The 14,147-nt window shown below is 41.0% G+C and carries 20 protein-coding genes; 8 read left to right on the top strand and 12 right to left on the bottom strand.

The genetic code is table 11. The features are described from left to right. Window positions 1-7: 7 nt before the first annotated feature. Genes M1P97_RS23215 through M1P97_RS23190 form a run of 6 tightly spaced genes read left to right on the top strand, consistent with a single transcriptional unit; the run spans window position 8 to window position 2,791 of the window. Window positions 8-313: a TIGR04076 family protein gene (locus M1P97_RS23215; protein WP_249390384.1), complete on the top strand. Its 306-nt coding sequence runs from the start codon at window positions 8-10 to the stop codon at window positions 311-313. Then, complete coding sequence (locus M1P97_RS23210; protein ID WP_249390361.1) at window positions 310-600, top strand: DUF1294 domain-containing protein; 291 nt, start codon at window positions 310-312, stop codon at window positions 598-600. Before M1P97_RS23215 ends, M1P97_RS23210 begins: the two co-directional genes overlap by 4 nt. Beyond that, window positions 597-809 (top strand): hypothetical protein, encoded by a 213-nt coding sequence (locus M1P97_RS23205; protein WP_249390360.1) that lies wholly within the window; start codon window positions 597-599, stop codon window positions 807-809. Before M1P97_RS23210 ends, M1P97_RS23205 begins: the two co-directional genes overlap by 4 nt. A 12-nt stretch (window positions 810-821) precedes the next feature. Next, window positions 822-1,118, top strand: coding sequence for a hypothetical protein (locus tag M1P97_RS23200; protein WP_249390359.1), 297 nt, complete (start codon window positions 822-824; stop codon window positions 1,116-1,118). Between the two features lie 29 nt (window positions 1,119-1,147). Next, window positions 1,148-1,645, top strand: a complete 498-nt coding sequence (locus tag M1P97_RS23195; protein WP_249390358.1) for an HD domain-containing protein — start codon at window positions 1,148-1,150, stop codon at window positions 1,643-1,645. Between the two features lie 9 nt (window positions 1,646-1,654). After that, complete coding sequence (locus M1P97_RS23190; protein ID WP_249390357.1) at window positions 1,655-2,791, top strand: GNAT family N-acetyltransferase; 1,137 nt, start codon at window positions 1,655-1,657, stop codon at window positions 2,789-2,791. 36 nt (window positions 2,792-2,827) lie between these two features. Here the strand turns inward: M1P97_RS23190 and recD2 are convergent, their stop codons facing one another. The 12 genes from recD2 to M1P97_RS23130 all read right to left on the bottom strand — a co-directional run bounded on the left by recD2 (window position 2,828) and on the right by M1P97_RS23130 (window position 12,450). Next, on the bottom strand, window positions 2,828-5,068 hold the full coding sequence (gene recD2, locus M1P97_RS23185; protein ID WP_249390356.1) for an SF1B family DNA helicase RecD2: 2,241 nt from the start codon (window positions 5,066-5,068) through the stop codon (window positions 2,828-2,830). Between the two features lie 18 nt (window positions 5,069-5,086). After that, entirely contained in the window at window positions 5,087-5,353 is a 267-nt protein-coding gene (locus M1P97_RS23180; protein ID WP_074636855.1) for a hypothetical protein, read from the bottom strand. Window positions 5,354-5,361: 8 nt separating this feature from the next. Then, window positions 5,362-6,117: a ParA family protein gene (locus tag M1P97_RS23175; protein WP_249390355.1), complete on the bottom strand. Its 756-nt coding sequence runs from the start codon at window positions 6,115-6,117 to the stop codon at window positions 5,362-5,364. A gap of 232 nt (window positions 6,118-6,349) precedes the next feature. Further along, complete coding sequence (locus M1P97_RS23170) at window positions 6,350-6,727, bottom strand: hypothetical protein (protein WP_249390354.1); 378 nt, start codon at window positions 6,725-6,727, stop codon at window positions 6,350-6,352. A 33-nt stretch (window positions 6,728-6,760) separates the two neighbouring features. Further along, window positions 6,761-7,252, bottom strand: coding sequence for an SLOG family protein (locus M1P97_RS23165; protein ID WP_249390353.1), 492 nt, complete (start codon window positions 7,250-7,252; stop codon window positions 6,761-6,763). A gap of 2 nt (window positions 7,253-7,254) precedes the next feature. Further along, entirely contained in the window at window positions 7,255-7,818 is a 564-nt protein-coding gene (locus tag M1P97_RS23160; protein WP_249390352.1) for a phosphoribosyltransferase, read from the bottom strand. A gap of 444 nt (window positions 7,819-8,262) precedes the next feature. Next, complete coding sequence (locus M1P97_RS23155) at window positions 8,263-8,877, bottom strand: hypothetical protein (RefSeq protein ID WP_249390351.1); 615 nt, start codon at window positions 8,875-8,877, stop codon at window positions 8,263-8,265. Window positions 8,878-9,538: 661 nt separating this feature from the next. Beyond that, window positions 9,539-10,108: a JAB domain-containing protein gene (locus M1P97_RS23150; RefSeq protein WP_249390350.1), complete on the bottom strand. Its 570-nt coding sequence runs from the start codon at window positions 10,106-10,108 to the stop codon at window positions 9,539-9,541. A gap of 477 nt (window positions 10,109-10,585) precedes the next feature. Further along, window positions 10,586-10,960 carry a single-stranded DNA-binding protein gene (locus M1P97_RS23145; RefSeq protein WP_249390349.1) on the bottom strand — a complete coding sequence of 125 codons (375 nt, stop codon included), beginning with the start codon at window positions 10,958-10,960 and terminating at the stop codon, window positions 10,586-10,588. Between the two features lie 716 nt (window positions 10,961-11,676). After that, complete coding sequence (locus tag M1P97_RS23140; protein ID WP_074636873.1) at window positions 11,677-11,886, bottom strand: hypothetical protein; 210 nt, start codon at window positions 11,884-11,886, stop codon at window positions 11,677-11,679. Between the two features lie 52 nt (window positions 11,887-11,938). Continuing rightward, a complete protein-coding gene (locus M1P97_RS23135; RefSeq protein WP_249390348.1) occupies window positions 11,939-12,115 on the bottom strand; it encodes a ribonuclease P in 177 nt (58 codons plus the stop codon). 8 nt (window positions 12,116-12,123) lie between these two features. Continuing rightward, window positions 12,124-12,450 (bottom strand): molybdenum ABC transporter ATP-binding protein, encoded by a 327-nt coding sequence (locus tag M1P97_RS23130; protein ID WP_394803940.1) that lies wholly within the window; start codon window positions 12,448-12,450, stop codon window positions 12,124-12,126. A 407-nt stretch (window positions 12,451-12,857) separates the two neighbouring features. On the opposite strand from M1P97_RS23130, the gene M1P97_RS23125 reads away from it, so the two are divergent. Continuing rightward, on the top strand, window positions 12,858-13,067 hold the full coding sequence (locus tag M1P97_RS23125; protein WP_249390347.1) for a helix-turn-helix transcriptional regulator: 210 nt from the start codon (window positions 12,858-12,860) through the stop codon (window positions 13,065-13,067). Window positions 13,068-13,086: 19 nt separating this feature from the next. Next, window positions 13,087-14,133: a helix-turn-helix transcriptional regulator gene (locus tag M1P97_RS23120; protein ID WP_249390346.1), complete on the top strand. Its 1,047-nt coding sequence runs from the start codon at window positions 13,087-13,089 to the stop codon at window positions 14,131-14,133. Window positions 14,134-14,147 lie beyond the last annotated feature (14 nt).

Below are 14,147 nucleotides of genomic sequence, written 5' to 3'. Positions count from 1 at the left end.
GACGACAATGAAAAAGATTAAGATTACAGTAATTAGAAAGGTGAATCATACAGACCTGTCGGCGCGATACGAGAACCCAATTGAACATACCTGCGATATGCAGGAAGGACAAACTTTTATCTCCATTGATGCCCAGAAGCCAGAGGGTCTTTGTGAGAGTGCTTGGCAGTCCATGCATTCTTTCGTGATGACGTTGGCACATGGTGGTGAAAACTTCTACGATGGTTGGATGAAGAACCCAAAATCAGCCATGATATCCTGCAATGATGGCTTTCGTCCTGTTAGTTTTTACATAGAAACGATAGAAGAATGAGTACAATAGAAAAGATAATCATAGGCTATGTGATAGTCATCAACGTCATTACCTTGATGATGTATGGCATCGACAAATGGAAAGCCAAACACAGCAAATGGCGCATTCCCGAAGCCACACTGCTCATCATGGCAGCTGTGGGAGGAAGCATCGGTGCATGGATGGGTATCAAACTCTTCCATCATAAGACCTTGCATAAGAAGTTCAAATATGGAGTGCCGGGTATATTCCTCATTCAACTAGGAATAATTCTGTTCATTTACCTCAAAACAAACAACCTTGTATGACCTCCAAAGAATCAGCACTACTTGCTCAGATGCAAGACCTTGGCTATAGTCAAGGCATGATAGTAACAGCTATGCGTCTTCTTAGTCAGTCAAAGGCTGCTCAAGACGATGCACTACTCTATCTTTATGATGAGCAATCATCAGAAAGTCAGTTTATCGACTATGTTGCAACATTATGTGCGGGAACAAACCAGATTGAATTACCATAAAATAGTAGCAATATGAAATTTGGAATGAGAACCCCGTCGCTGAAGAAAAGTATCAGCGCACGTACAACAGGCCGACTGAATAGAGCCGTCAAGAAAGCTCTTATCCCAGGATATGGAAGAAAGGGAATGGGAATATTACATCCAAAGAAAGCAATATATAACCAGATTTACAGAAGAACCACTTTCAGTATTTTCGATTTGGCAAAAGCTGCTTCGGGTAGTAAAAGAGGAACAGCTAGCAATAGCGGATACTGCTTGACTATTCTCTTTTGGATAGTTATAACTTTCACTATCGTTATTTTACAATAAAGACTAAGACAAATAAAGATATTTAGATTATGTATAAGATACAAGACCTTGCGCTTGCCATGATTCACTATGACAAGGGTGATCCCAAGCGCATACAGCATACAACAAAAGTTCATGCCTATGCCAAGCTCATTGGTTTAAAGGAAGGACTCGACGAAGAGACGCAGTTCATCCTCGAAAGTGCTGCCCTGGTGCACGATATAGGAATTCGCGCAAGTGAACAAAAGTATGGTCATCAGAACGGAAAACTCCAAGAGCAAGAAGGTCCTGCTGTGGCTCGTGACCTTCTGACGAGACTTGGCGGCTATACCGAAGAGCAGATAGAACGCATCTGTTGGCTCGTAGCACATCATCACACCTATCATGTATGCGATGACCTGGATTACCAGATTCTCATAGAGGCTGACTTCCTTGTCAACCTGTACGAGGATTCAGAGTCAAAGGAAGCTGTACTTGCCGTTCGTAAGAACATCATCAAGACGGCAGCTTGTACCGAGATACTTAACACAATGTTCGGGTTAGAATAAGAAGAAAAAATGATAAAGAATCTGATATTTGACTTTGGAAAGGTGCTCGTGGATTACGACTTCGAGGCATTCTTTCGTAAATATATTCCCGATGCAGAAAGGTGTCGGGCTTTTACACCTGTACTCTACAACGAAGAGGTACAGCAACGACTTGACCGTGAGGAAAAACCATTTGAAGCAATCGTTGAAGATATCATCAGCAAGAATAAAGATTTTGAGCCGGAGATACGCATCTTCAATGAGCATTACCCGGAGATTGTGACGAATGAAGTTGAAGGAATGTACGAACTGCTCACCCAACTAAAAGCTGAGGGCTATCAGCTCTATGGGTTGACGAACTGGTGCAGCAAGGTATATCTCACCATCGCTCAGTTCGGCATCTTCAAGCTGCTCGATGGCTATGTTGTCTCTTCTGATGAAAAAGTGATAAAGCCTGAAGCAGAAATATACCAACGTCTCTTCAATAAGTTCAACCTGAAGCCTGAGGAGTGCATCTTCGTTGATGATCGTGCAGAGAATATCAAAGGGGGCCGACGAGTGGGTATGGATGGTATTGTATTCACAGATGCCAAGCAATACGAAAGAGAGCTGAGGGAAAAACTTGAAGCAGACCATGATGTCATCATCGAAACCGAACGATTATTGATGCGTAGATGGAGATGCACCGATGCAGAGATACTTTACAAATATGCTTCTGATCCAGATGTTGGACCTCGTGCAGGATGGCCATCCCATACGAGCATTGACGACAGTTTGAGGGTCATTCAGGATGTTTTCATGAACGATTATACCTGGGCCGTTATTCTGAAAGAGACAAAGGAGCCAATAGGCTGCATGGGTTACAATCCTCATGGCAAAAGCAATATCGAGATTAGTGAGAATGATGCAGAGATTGGCTATTGGGTGGGCAAACCACATTGGAACAAGGGATATTGTACAGAGGGTCTTCAAGCCATGATCAAGTATTGCTATGCGACAAAAAACTTCCAGACTCTTTGGGCGGATTTCTTCGTTGATAATCCAGCTTCCGGCAGAGTCATGGAGAAATGTGGATTCATTGATACGGGCAAGGAAAACTACTGTAGCAACCTTTACCATGGTAATGATCGACCTGTCCACATTATGAAGTTAGATAGGAAACAATAGAGCGTTCATTACTATCTAATTTTGGAGGCTTCCCTGTTATTCACCATACGGAGTCTTCTCTTCGGCGACCATGCCCAGAGGGGACTCTTTTCCTATCTCATAACCTAATCCATCTTTCTCCGAAGAAATCACTTTATCCTCTTTTGCTACAGCCAATAAAGGATTGAGTCGTTCCTTGAGTTTGGTGTTGCGTTTCAGAACGGTCATGTTGTGAATGGCATAAGCCAACGCCTTGGTGGAACCTATCAGCACACAGATTTTCTTGGCTCTGGTGATGCCTGTATAAATAAGGTTGCGTTGCAGCATCACATAATGATTCATCAGCACGGGCATCACTACAATAGGATATTCTGAGCCTTGCGATTTATGAATGGTGGTCGCATAAGCCAGCGTCAACTCATCAAGCTCGCTCACCTCATACTCTACCGGCGTTCCGTCAAAATCCACCATCAAGGTGCGTTCTTCCATATCTACCGCCTGAATATACCCCAAGTCGCCATTGAACACATTCTTATCGTAATTATTGCGTATCTGCATCACACGATCACCTTGACGGAAAGAATAACCGCCACGGTTCAAGCCTATCTTGCTTGGATTGATAGTCTCTTGCAACACAATATTCAAATTCGATGCACCCACCACACCCCGTTGCATGGGAGTCAGCACCTGTATCTTGTTAGTCGGCATACTGTAAGCCTTCGGCAGACGGCTTTTTACCAACTGTACAATGTTGGTAGCTACCTGTTCTGCATCATCATTCTTGATAAAGAAGAAATCGGTATCCTTGCCATTGCTCAAATCGGGAAATGCTCCACGATTGATGGCATGGGCACTCATCACAATCCTACTCGATTGGGCTTGACGGAAGATGCGTGTCAAACGTATCACGGGTATCTTTTGTGAATCAATAATATCACGAAGCACATTGCCTGCACCCACACTGGGCAACTGGTCAATATCGCCCACAAACACCAAACGCATACCCAGTGGAATTGCCTTCATAAGGTTGTTCATCAGAATGATGTCTATCATCGAACATTCATCCACTATCAACGCATCACCTTCCAAAGGGTTCTCATCATTGCGCTTGTAACCATCGGCAGGATTGAACTCCAGTAACCGATGAATGGTCTTGGCTTCCATACCTGTAGCCTCACTCATTCGCTTGGCAGCACGACCTGTTGGAGCGGCCAATAGAATCTGTAAGCCAGCAGTTTTCAAAGCCGCAATGATACCTTGTGTGGTGGTTGTTTTGCCTGTACCAGGGCCACCCGTGAGCACCATCACTTTACTATCTACCGCTTGACGAATCGCTGCAATCTGCACTTCATCATATTCTATACCGGTTTCTTTTTCAATGGCTTTCAAGTCAAACTTAGGATGCTTGCCATTATCCGATGCATTCATCAGGGTCAAAAGACGTTTGGCTGTACCACATTCCGAGTGATAAAAAGGAGGGAGATAAATAGCCTCTTGCTCCATCATCAACTTCTCCTCCCGAATCATATCAGCCATGGCCTGACGAATATTCTCTTCATCAGCTTCGAGCAAGGTAATGGCAGCCTTGACCAACTGTTCTTCCTCGGCATACACATGACCCTCGTTGCTGAGTTGGTTGAGCGTATAAAGCAGTCCACTACAACAACGGCGAAGATCGTTCTTTTCGTAACCCATCTTATTCGCAATGCCATCAGCCGTCTTAAAACCGATGCCCCAAATATCATCTGCCAATCGATAAGGATTGCCTTTTACTTTCTCAATGCTTTCCTTGCCATACTGACGATAAATCTTGGCAGCATAAGCCGTGCTCACCCCATAGCCTTGCAGGAAAAGCATCACATTCTTAATGTCCTTCTGCTTCTCCCAGCTTTCACGAATCTTCTCCACACGAACTTTGCCGATACCGGCCACCTCATGCAGTCGCTCGATATCCGTTTCAATCACATCGATAGTCTCCAATCCGAATTTTGAAACAATCAGTTTGGCAAATTTAGGGCCAATGCCTTTCACCAATCCGCTACCCAAGTATTTCTCAATACCATAGATGGTAGCCGGCATCACCTCTTCCCAGGATTGCACAACAAATTGACTACCGTATTTCTTATCCACTTTCCAATCGCCATCGCACAGCAACACACTCCCCACAGGCACATCCAGCAGACTGCCCACAAGGGTAACAAGGTCTTTGTAACCCTTTACATTGACCTTCATAATCGAATAGCCGTTCTCGGCATTCTGATAAGTAATGTGTTCTACTACACAACGGATTTTTAGCATAAGCAGATGGTTAGAGGATTATCGTTCGTGTTTTTCCAAATACTCTTCCATGGCTTCGTTGACAATGTCTTTCAGAGACTTGTTCAGATCGATGGCAAGATACTTCATACGTTTATGAATGCTCTTGTTGATGATAAAGTTACAATGTACTGCAGATTCCTTTTCAGGTGCAGCTACCACTTTAGAAGAGGAGGTTGCTTTCTCTTCCTTTGCAGAAGTGGTGGATGAAATCAATCCATTCAATCCACCCTTCATGCTGTCTTTTAATAAATCACCTTTACTCATGATTCAAATTATTTTAGTTTAAGCACTTCCTTAGCCAACTCCATATAGTCTTTGGCTCCGTTGCTATTCTTGTTATACTCATAGATATTCTGTCCCTTGATAGGAGCTTCAGCCAAAGCCACGTTGTCACGAATGAATGTCTTGAAGACCTGATCGCAGAATGAATCCTTGATAAGTTCACTCACACTCTTGTTCAACGTCTTTCTCTGATCAAACTGGGTAACGACAATGCCACCTACTTTCAAGTTTGGATTCAAACGCTCCTGCACAATCTGAATCACATTCATAATCTTAGCCATACCACGCATAGCCAAGAACTGAGCCTGCACCGGAATGATCAAGTAATCAGATGCAGTTAAAGCATTAAGCGTAAGCAAACCCAATGATGGTGGACAATCAATAAGAACATAATCAAATTTGTCAATGTTAGGAACTTTAGCTATCAAGCCTCGCAAAATCATTTCTCGTCCCGGCTCATTGATAAGCTCTGATTCAGCAGCCGATAAATCCAGGCAAGAAGGAACAAGGGTGATGCCACTCTCTGTTTCTACAAGAGGAAGTCCATATTCTCCTTTGAGTGCCCCATAAACAGTTTTCTCTTCTTCAATAGAATAGCCGAAAGATTCTGTTAGGTTTGCCTGACCATCCAAATCGATGACCATGACACGCTTTTTCTTCTGTTGGAAAGCTGCTGCAAGATTGATGGTAGTGGTGGTTTTTCCAACACCACCTTTATGGTTAAGTATGGCTATAATTTTTGTCATTATATTAAACTTTTTAAATGCGTTACAAAGATACGATGAATAATTAGTATAGACGTATAATAGTGAATATATCTATCACTATTTAAAGTTATTTAGTGCTTACTATGAGTAGTAAGTATTCATATACAATACTATAATGAATTAAAAATGAATAATTATAAAAGTATTTACTACTTTCCTACCTCCGACAGTAGATAAAGTACCTACCATCGGAGATAAAGAAAAAGTTCAATCATGAGAGATTACCGATAAGAAGTTTCTTCCATTGCTCCTGGCAAAAAGCTTCATATTCGGCAGGATTCTCACCACGTTCCACAGCTATATCTATAAGCCGTCCGAAGTCCTCAAAACAAACATCGGTTGCAAGATGGCGAATACCATCTTCATTTCTCAGAAAAATCTCGTAATAGTCCGCACCTTCATTGAGAGCCACCAACACAAAGCCGGTGAACAATCTACCTGACACATGAAACATCAAGGTTGGCATATCCTTGAAATTGGTTGCGATAAACCCCGAAACACCCCACGACATAATGGTATTGATAGGGGTTGTTCCTAATAACTGACTCTTAATGATTCCTACTATTTCCAACAAATACTCTTTGTCCATATCAGTATATTTTTAATGTGAATAATTTATTAACTATCGAAACAGATTGATTATTGGCATACTGCTTTCACTTGCCCTGCGGATGGTGTAGAAAGTACCGCCTTTGTGCTTGCCATCATAGAAAGCAATCAATCCACTAGCATGAGCCAACATATAATCATTGCGTCTCAACAGACAACCATTGCTATATTTCTCACGCAACACAATCACTTCATCGGCATTCTGCAAAGCGTATTGATAGCGTTTATGCTCATAGTCGCTGAATTTCTCACTCTGATTACGATACGGCACAACGGCAATCAACTTTATATCCGAAAACCTACGTTTCAATGCTATCACGGCAGATGCAGCCAATAAATCGAACCCCATTGCCATGCCATTGATAAAATTCCGATAACCACATTGATAGAGTTCTATGAGGGCATTATCAACTGCAACTCTTAACTCCGGTCGCTTGTTTCCATCGATGTCGCGATGTCCTGTGAATGCAACAGACTGACTCTTATTCAAAAATAATTTCTCCATACTTATGATACTTTATATGTTGTTTTACCTAAAAAGAAACCGCCTAAGACATTGGCTCCAAAAGCCTCTAACTTATTAGCGAATGTTCCAAAACTGATACCTCTTGTTATTACATCGTCAAATACTAAGCAAGACTTGTTAGCAAAGAATGGTTCGTCAAAATCCACCACTTGAACCTTGGTGATGCTCTTTTCGGTGCTATGCTCATGCACCGCCAAACGTTCGCCTTGTACACTGATATGTGGATATCCATTGATTGCACCGGAAAGTTCGCAAACCCTTTCAGAAAAAGCCTTGTAGCGGATTTCGTTCTTCTCTGCGCTTGATGCCGGCACGCAACAAAACACAATCTCACTGACCTTGTCACCAAACTGAGCCTTCAATTCATTGGCAGCCCTCTGCGCCACCACTTCAAAGCTTTTACCATCCTTGAAGTCCCAAACCAACTGACGGGCTACAATCTGCTCAGCACCAATATTCTTCTTCACCCTTACCGGATAGTATTTGAGGAAATAAACCTTCAATTTCCTAAGCTGCTTCAAAATGTTCTCATCTGTTATTGCCATATTCAAAATGAATTAGTTAAATGATTCATTTCCCTTACATTCAAGCTTTTCAACCTGACGAGGGATTATTTTTCTGCCGGCAAAGTGAGTGGCAGCAATAAGGCAAAACTGAGATAGAAAATACGCTCTATAGCTTTAGCTACAGAGGAAGATTTATAATCATCAAGCTATGGCGCGTTTTGACGTTTGACAAAGACACTCGATAACTTTGCAGAGAAATATTCCATCGCTCTGGTGAACAAGATGATAGTCTTATCAGCTATAAATAGGAAATCAAGAAGGATGTAAAAGAGGAAAGAGCGAAGCCTAGTATAAAAGCCTATAAGAGGAAACCTTACGGTTAGCAGTCCAAAGGACAATTATAAAAGTAATCTGCGTTTTGAAAGCAGAAAGCCCCAACTACCTAAGCAATCGGGGTTCTCTGTTTATGGATAAGCAAAGGGATTAGAAATCACTCAAAGAAACATATTCAATCTCGTGGATGGCAATCTTCTCATCCAACTCACAATCTTCAATCAGCTTTTCGGCTTGCTTAAAATCATAGACGACTTTACCTGTGAGTTTTTCAAGAATCTCGGCTACCTCTTCAAAGGTGGAATAATACTCCATACCTTCATCGAAATCATCCACAATGTAACGGGATGTGAGGTAACGTCCGTCTTCATCATTGCCTTGGAAAATACCGCATCCAAGCTCTTCAGCAATGAAGAATATCTGAACATCATATTTATCCATCAAGGTGAAGAAGAGTTTTCGGCAGTCGGACCAAGCCGTCTCGGTCATAAGCTGGAAAGAAGCAGTATCATTGGCTTCATCTATGTCCAGTTCCTCTTGTAACCACTCGATTGTACCTCTGCAAGGAATTACTTCCGTTTCTGGGTCAATCTCCAGAATGTCTTTGACAACGTACCCAAGCCAACTTGAATTTGGCAAAAAGGTAGTACCATCTTTCTCGTAACTGCGGTCTGTTGCAATCACTTTTTTGAACTTGTTGTAGAGATTTTGAACTTCTGTTCTTTTCCCTACTATCTGATAATCTGTTGAACACCAGTTTGGCATAGCGTAAAAAATTATTAAGTTAGACAATGGAAGGTTTAATAAAAAGCCTTCGTTTTACACTGCCACAAAAGGTGCGCTGAAAATTCTCAAGCCAAGGGTTCATCGTCGTTATTTGCCTGAAAGGATCACAAATAACCACCATGGTTCATTGGCAGGAATGTAGCGTACATACCTTTGCAGTGAAAAAACAGAAAGGCTTGATAAACCTTTATTGGAACCTAATAGCGCAATGCCTAACGGTATTCATTGGTAATCATAGAGCCCATATAGAAAAGGACATCCTCGTAAAGAATATATAACAGTCCAATTCTTTGGGTGGGCAGGAATATCCGTAATAGCCAAGCCAAACGCAAGAGAATGGTCTTTCGTAAAGCAGACTATTGAGGCAGAATAATGACGCAGTCACTATTGCCCCTATAGGCAAAGGATGAAAGACGATTCTGTTTGGCTCTTTGCAGCATAGTGTAGAAAACATGCAATAGTGGAGACTTTATGCGCAAACTATTTCAGATATTCCGGTGTGGGTGAAAGTCTATAAAAGAATAGACGCGAAGCAAGTATAACAGTATTCTTCAGAAGAAGACAAGGAGCATAAAAATGGATCCGCCGGGGCATGAATGAATCAAGCGACCCGAAAGTCGCTTGATTCTAATCTTGATATTTAGAGTCTGCCCTCGTCGGCATAGCTGTAGAAACTCTCATCGCTCACAATAACGTGGTCTAACAAACGGATATTACAAGTCTTGAAAGCCTCCTTTATCTTGTTAGTCATATTGTCATCATCCATACTGGGGCGTGTGTTACCACTTGGATGGTTATGGCAAATAGCCGCACATGTAGCATTACAGAGAAATGCAGTCTTCAATATCAAGCGAACATCTACCAATGTAGCCGTCAAACCACCTTTGCTCAAACGTTCCACCTTAATCGGCTTGCTACCTTGATTCATATAGATAACCCAAAACTCTTCGTGGTCTAATCCATATACCTTTGGCTTCATCAGACTATAGATAGAATTTGAACAAGTGATAGTTGCTTGTTCACTCTTTTTCTCCACATTCCTTCTGAAAAGCTCAATCACATTCAGAGCCATTTTTTTCTTGGATGGTGAAAGCGAATTGATAAACTCCTCGAAAGATGGTTGCTCATTCTCCACCTGCTTGTTGGAAATATTGTAAATCAACTCATTGTCTGATAAACTGCGTAGGTCATTGTCGTAAATTGTAGTCATACTCTTGCTGTTTAATAATTTATTCTTGATTCTTGAGCCAGGGGAGAAGAGCCTTTATAAGAAACATTTCTCCCCGTAGGCAGTTTTTTTTCATTCCGTCATCTGTCGCCAGTAGATCGTTTCGCCTTTATGTTGCCCCAGAAGGTATCCTGAGAAGTATCACAGCAAGGTTTTCCATGTAAATACGACCTGCAAGGTGGAGATTTGCATGGAAACTACGTCCGACCTTGCAGTACATCCCAGGATAAATACCTTTGCAACGATAAAGAGAAATGTACTTACGGCATCAACGACATGAAATCGGCTGACGACGGGAATCAGAGAAATGCCATGCCGTGAACAAATATTGAGAGCAGCATGTATAAGAGTAAGACAAAGAATAGGTATAACAGAATCGAATAACAATATAACAGTAACCGAGAGCGAGCAAGAAAAAAGCGACCCGAAAGCCGCTTTATCTATGGGAGAAACCAAGAACTATTTCTTGGCCTTTGAAGTCTTTGCTTCCTGTCCGGCAGGTTCTTCTTTCTCCTCGGCAGGACCGAATGAGGTGGCTACCATGATGATGCGGTTATGCTTGACACCATCCTTATCGGACCATTCTTCGGGCTTGAAGAATCCACGGCAAGTAACCATCTGACCTTTCTTCAAGAGGTCGAAAGAGGCACTCTCATTTTTGCGCCAAGTCTCAACGGCCATAAAAGCTGATACTCTGGTGGTATCATCACCTGTTTTCTCTGTGCGGCTAACTGCCAAAGAGAATCTTGCAACACTTGCGGTAGTGAACTGACGGATTTCAGCATCCTTACCAACGAAACCTGTAACTGCGAACGAATTTTCAATCTTCTTCATATCTGTAATTTTTAGAAGTTAAACAATCAATTTTTATATTGCGAGAAGATATTGTAGTCATAGGGCAGCACCAAGGATAGCAGTGCAATACTCTTTTTATTCCGAGCATCAGAAAAAAAAGGAAGATTGTGCCAGCTACGCCATTGGTCAGAATGCAATGTCCCGTAACAGCCCAAGCTGTGCTGCAGTATAGCTTTGCAATGAGAAAAATGATGTGACTTCGCCCAAAAATTGGATGTGAAGCAGAGCCGAAATATCGCAGGTGGTTTTGTCAAGGAGGCTATCCGTCCACGATAGCATGTAAAGCACTCCTGGCAGTGGCATAGAGAAGATAGGGAAATAAAGATACCAATGGTTCAGCTTAGCCATTGAGACTGCAAAAGTAGAAGTGCCCGATCACAAAGAAAGGTCAGAACTTGTCGGATACCAAGGCTACCCGAAGAACCGATAAAGATGAATAAGTGTCAAGCACGTAGCTCTTAGTAGCCGTTCGTACCTACGATGATAAAAAAAGAAGAAAGGAAGCCAAGACCAAAGGCAGAAACACTGTTTCGACTATAAAGCGGTGCCGGTCGCAAAATGGAGAGCGTAAATAATGAAAGATATAAAAGGGTAGGGACACCCTATATGTGTGGGCATAAAAAAGGAAACCTCGAAGAGTTAAATCAAGTCCAGAACTTAATCCGGACTTGATTCATTTGAGTATAGCCACTAACCTACTTCACTACTGAAACGATTTTCTTGTCAGGATGGCAACTAAAATTCCAGTCAATCACGTCATCTTCCAGTGTGGTCTGAATACCACTATGTAGCACCATGCCACAATTATCCTGTACCATCTGACGGGCTTCTACTCTACTCGATGCCTTGACTTCAAAGACACCTTCAAACACAAAACGTGTCTTTACCTTATATACTTTTTCCATATTCTTTAGTATTTATATTTATTAGTTGAAACGTACAAGAGTAATATAGTATTCACTCATACACAATTACTTCATCTTTATAAGCAACGATTTCCTTGCCATTGGTAAGCCGAACAACCAACTCATTTCCATAGTCACTAACTACAGTTCCTTCGGTGTAACCTCGGTATGGCACAATCAAAGAACAATATGCACCAATAATCTCTGTAAGCTCTTCATATTCATACATGACCATCACTATTTAAGTTCCACAATCTGCTCTACTCTACCAAACAAGATGCTACGCAATGCAGCCTTGTCCACTGCAAAATATTCGGCTATCTGTCCATATTGCTTCACCCAATAATGATGCAATGCATCGGCAAAACAAAATCGCCACCCTTGAAGCGGAACGCTCTGCTTGAAATATGCATTGCGGTTCACTGCCTCAGTCAACCAATTCTTTTCACTGCGTTCCAGTTTTTCTCCTCGATTCAGTTTTTCACGAAGCTGGTACACCTTACTACTCTCAAGGGATGCCAATGCAGGCACTTCCCATTCTACAAATTTGCTTGCTATATCCATATCCAAAATGTTATTTTCTCCCTTTCGTAGAATGACCCACTTGGGGCTTGTTAATAATTTTGGTGCGATAAAAGGTGTTACGGCTGTTCTTACAAGGTTTTCCTTTGAAATACTACCGCCGCAGGTGGCTGGAGATTTCAAAGGAAATGAGTATCACACCGACCTTGAAAGGATAAGGACGGAACAGATACCTTTGCAGCTAAATAATGACAAAGCCACAAGTCACAACATGTAAAGCCAATCCGTATGACTTAAAAAAGTCATTATACAGGCATACTTTCATTGGAAACTGCAAGAAATTGTTATAATAGACAATATTTTAGTTGATTTGGCGTTAAATTAGATAAATTAGCTACGTTTTCTCAAAGAAAGCGCTATTTTTGCATATATATAATTGATAATGAGTTATGGGAAAAGACATCAATCGACTTAAAGTCGTTTTAGCCGAAAAGAAGCGAACCAATAAATGGTTAGCAGAACAACTTGGAAAGGATCAGGCTATGGTCTCTAAATGGTGTACAAATACCACACAACCAAGTCTTGAAATGTTGATGAAAATAGCCAAAGTCCTTGAAGTGGAAGTAAAAAAGCTACTTAGGGAACAAACTGATGTATAATTTTTAAATCTGAATAGCGATGCCAGTAAATAACAACGCCTTGTTCCGATATCGAATACTAGATCGGTGCTTTAAAAACAAGCATCGAAATTACACGATTGATGATTTGTTGGATGAAGTAAATGAAAATCTAATAGATCTTACAGGTAAAGGGATACAATTACGTCAACTTAGAGTTGATATCCAAAAGATGAGAGAGCGTCTTATGTTTGACGCTCCGATTATTGCTGAGCAATTCGAGGGAAAACGTTGCTATTATCGCTATTCAGATCCAAATTTTTCCATTTTCAAAAGTGAATTAACCGACGAAGATTTGCATAAGCTCCATTCTACAATTGAAATGCTAGGTAAATATCGAGGTATACCAGCCAATGCATGGTTGGAAGAAGTTATTTCGAGTCTAGAATGTAGATTTGGCGTTAAGTCCAATTCTGACAATTTAGTTTCATTTGGTCAGAATGAGCAGTTAAAAGGCTTGGAGTATTTATCTAGTATCATAGATTCTACAATTAATCACCAGCCTTTGGAGATTGAGTACAAAACATACTCAGACAAAGCGATTGTTTATATACTTCATCCATATTTTGTTAAACAGTATAATAACAGATGGTTTCTCATTGGGCTAGATAGTAATACTGACAAAATTCCCAATATTGCTTTAGACCGCATTATGAGGCTTAAACAATCACCAATAAAATTCATCCCTAATAACACCATTGATTTCAAAACCTACTTTAGTGACATAATAGGTGTATCAATACCAAAAAATGAAGTAAAAAAAGAACACATTATTCTCAAATTTACAAAGGGACGATTCCCTTATGTCGTTAGTAAACCTATTCATCCTTCACAAAAGATTGTGGATAATGAAAAGTGTACCATTGACATATTTGTTAGACCAAATCGTGAGCTTTATCAGCAGATTTTTTCTTTCATTCCAGACATTGAAGTTATATCACCAGTAGATTTTAGAACTTCAATTAGAGAAAAAATTGAAGAAAATCTAAAGAAATATTCATCTGTGCAGAATGAATGCATAGACCATTCCGAAATTTGCACTCGATAAAACAAGGTTTAATA

The organism is Parabacteroides leei (assembly GCF_023369805.1).
Taxonomy (GTDB): domain Bacteria; phylum Bacteroidota; class Bacteroidia; order Bacteroidales; family Tannerellaceae; genus Parabacteroides; species Parabacteroides leei.
The sequence above is the reverse complement of the archived record's forward strand: the minus strand, read 5'-3'. Positions and strand labels throughout refer to the sequence as shown.

Bases quoted from the DNA above. Each gene is read 5' to 3' on its own strand.
- M1P97_RS23215 (WP_249390384.1), top strand. From the start codon at position 8: ATGAAAAAGATTAAGATTACAGTAATTAGAAAGGTGAATCATACAGAC.
- M1P97_RS23210 (WP_249390361.1), top strand. From the start codon at position 310: ATGAGTACAATAGAAAAGATAATCATAGGCTATGTGATAGTCATCAAC.
- M1P97_RS23205 (WP_249390360.1), top strand. From the start codon at position 597: ATGACCTCCAAAGAATCAGCACTACTTGCTCAGATGCAAGACCTTGGC.
- M1P97_RS23200 (WP_249390359.1), top strand. From the start codon at position 822: ATGAAATTTGGAATGAGAACCCCGTCGCTGAAGAAAAGTATCAGCGCA.
- M1P97_RS23195 (WP_249390358.1), top strand. From the start codon at position 1,148: ATGTATAAGATACAAGACCTTGCGCTTGCCATGATTCACTATGACAAG.
- M1P97_RS23190 (WP_249390357.1), top strand. From the start codon at position 1,655: ATGATAAAGAATCTGATATTTGACTTTGGAAAGGTGCTCGTGGATTAC.
- recD2 (WP_249390356.1), bottom strand. From the start codon at position 5,068: ATGCTAAAAATCCGTTGTGTAGTAGAACACATTACTTATCAGAATGCC.
- M1P97_RS23180 (WP_074636855.1), bottom strand. From the start codon at position 5,353: ATGAGTAAAGGTGATTTATTAAAAGACAGCATGAAGGGTGGATTGAAT.
- M1P97_RS23175 (WP_249390355.1), bottom strand. From the start codon at position 6,117: ATGACAAAAATTATAGCCATACTTAACCATAAAGGTGGTGTTGGAAAA.
- M1P97_RS23170 (WP_249390354.1), bottom strand. From the start codon at position 6,727: ATGGACAAAGAGTATTTGTTGGAAATAGTAGGAATCATTAAGAGTCAG.
- M1P97_RS23165 (WP_249390353.1), bottom strand. From the start codon at position 7,252: ATGGAGAAATTATTTTTGAATAAGAGTCAGTCTGTTGCATTCACAGGA.
- M1P97_RS23160 (WP_249390352.1), bottom strand. From the start codon at position 7,818: ATGGCAATAACAGATGAGAACATTTTGAAGCAGCTTAGGAAATTGAAG.
- M1P97_RS23155 (WP_249390351.1), bottom strand. From the start codon at position 8,877: ATGCCAAACTGGTGTTCAACAGATTATCAGATAGTAGGGAAAAGAACA.
- M1P97_RS23150 (WP_249390350.1), bottom strand. From the start codon at position 10,108: ATGACTACAATTTACGACAATGACCTACGCAGTTTATCAGACAATGAG.
- M1P97_RS23145 (WP_249390349.1), bottom strand. From the start codon at position 10,960: ATGAAGAAGATTGAAAATTCGTTCGCAGTTACAGGTTTCGTTGGTAAG.
- M1P97_RS23140 (WP_074636873.1), bottom strand. From the start codon at position 11,886: ATGGAAAAAGTATATAAGGTAAAGACACGTTTTGTGTTTGAAGGTGTC.
- M1P97_RS23135 (WP_249390348.1), bottom strand. From the start codon at position 12,115: ATGTATGAATATGAAGAGCTTACAGAGATTATTGGTGCATATTGTTCT.
- M1P97_RS23130 (WP_394803940.1), bottom strand. From the start codon at position 12,450: ATGGATATAGCAAGCAAATTTGTAGAATGGGAAGTGCCTGCATTGGCA.
- M1P97_RS23125 (WP_249390347.1), top strand. From the start codon at position 12,858: ATGGGAAAAGACATCAATCGACTTAAAGTCGTTTTAGCCGAAAAGAAG.
- M1P97_RS23120 (WP_249390346.1), top strand. From the start codon at position 13,087: ATGCCAGTAAATAACAACGCCTTGTTCCGATATCGAATACTAGATCGG.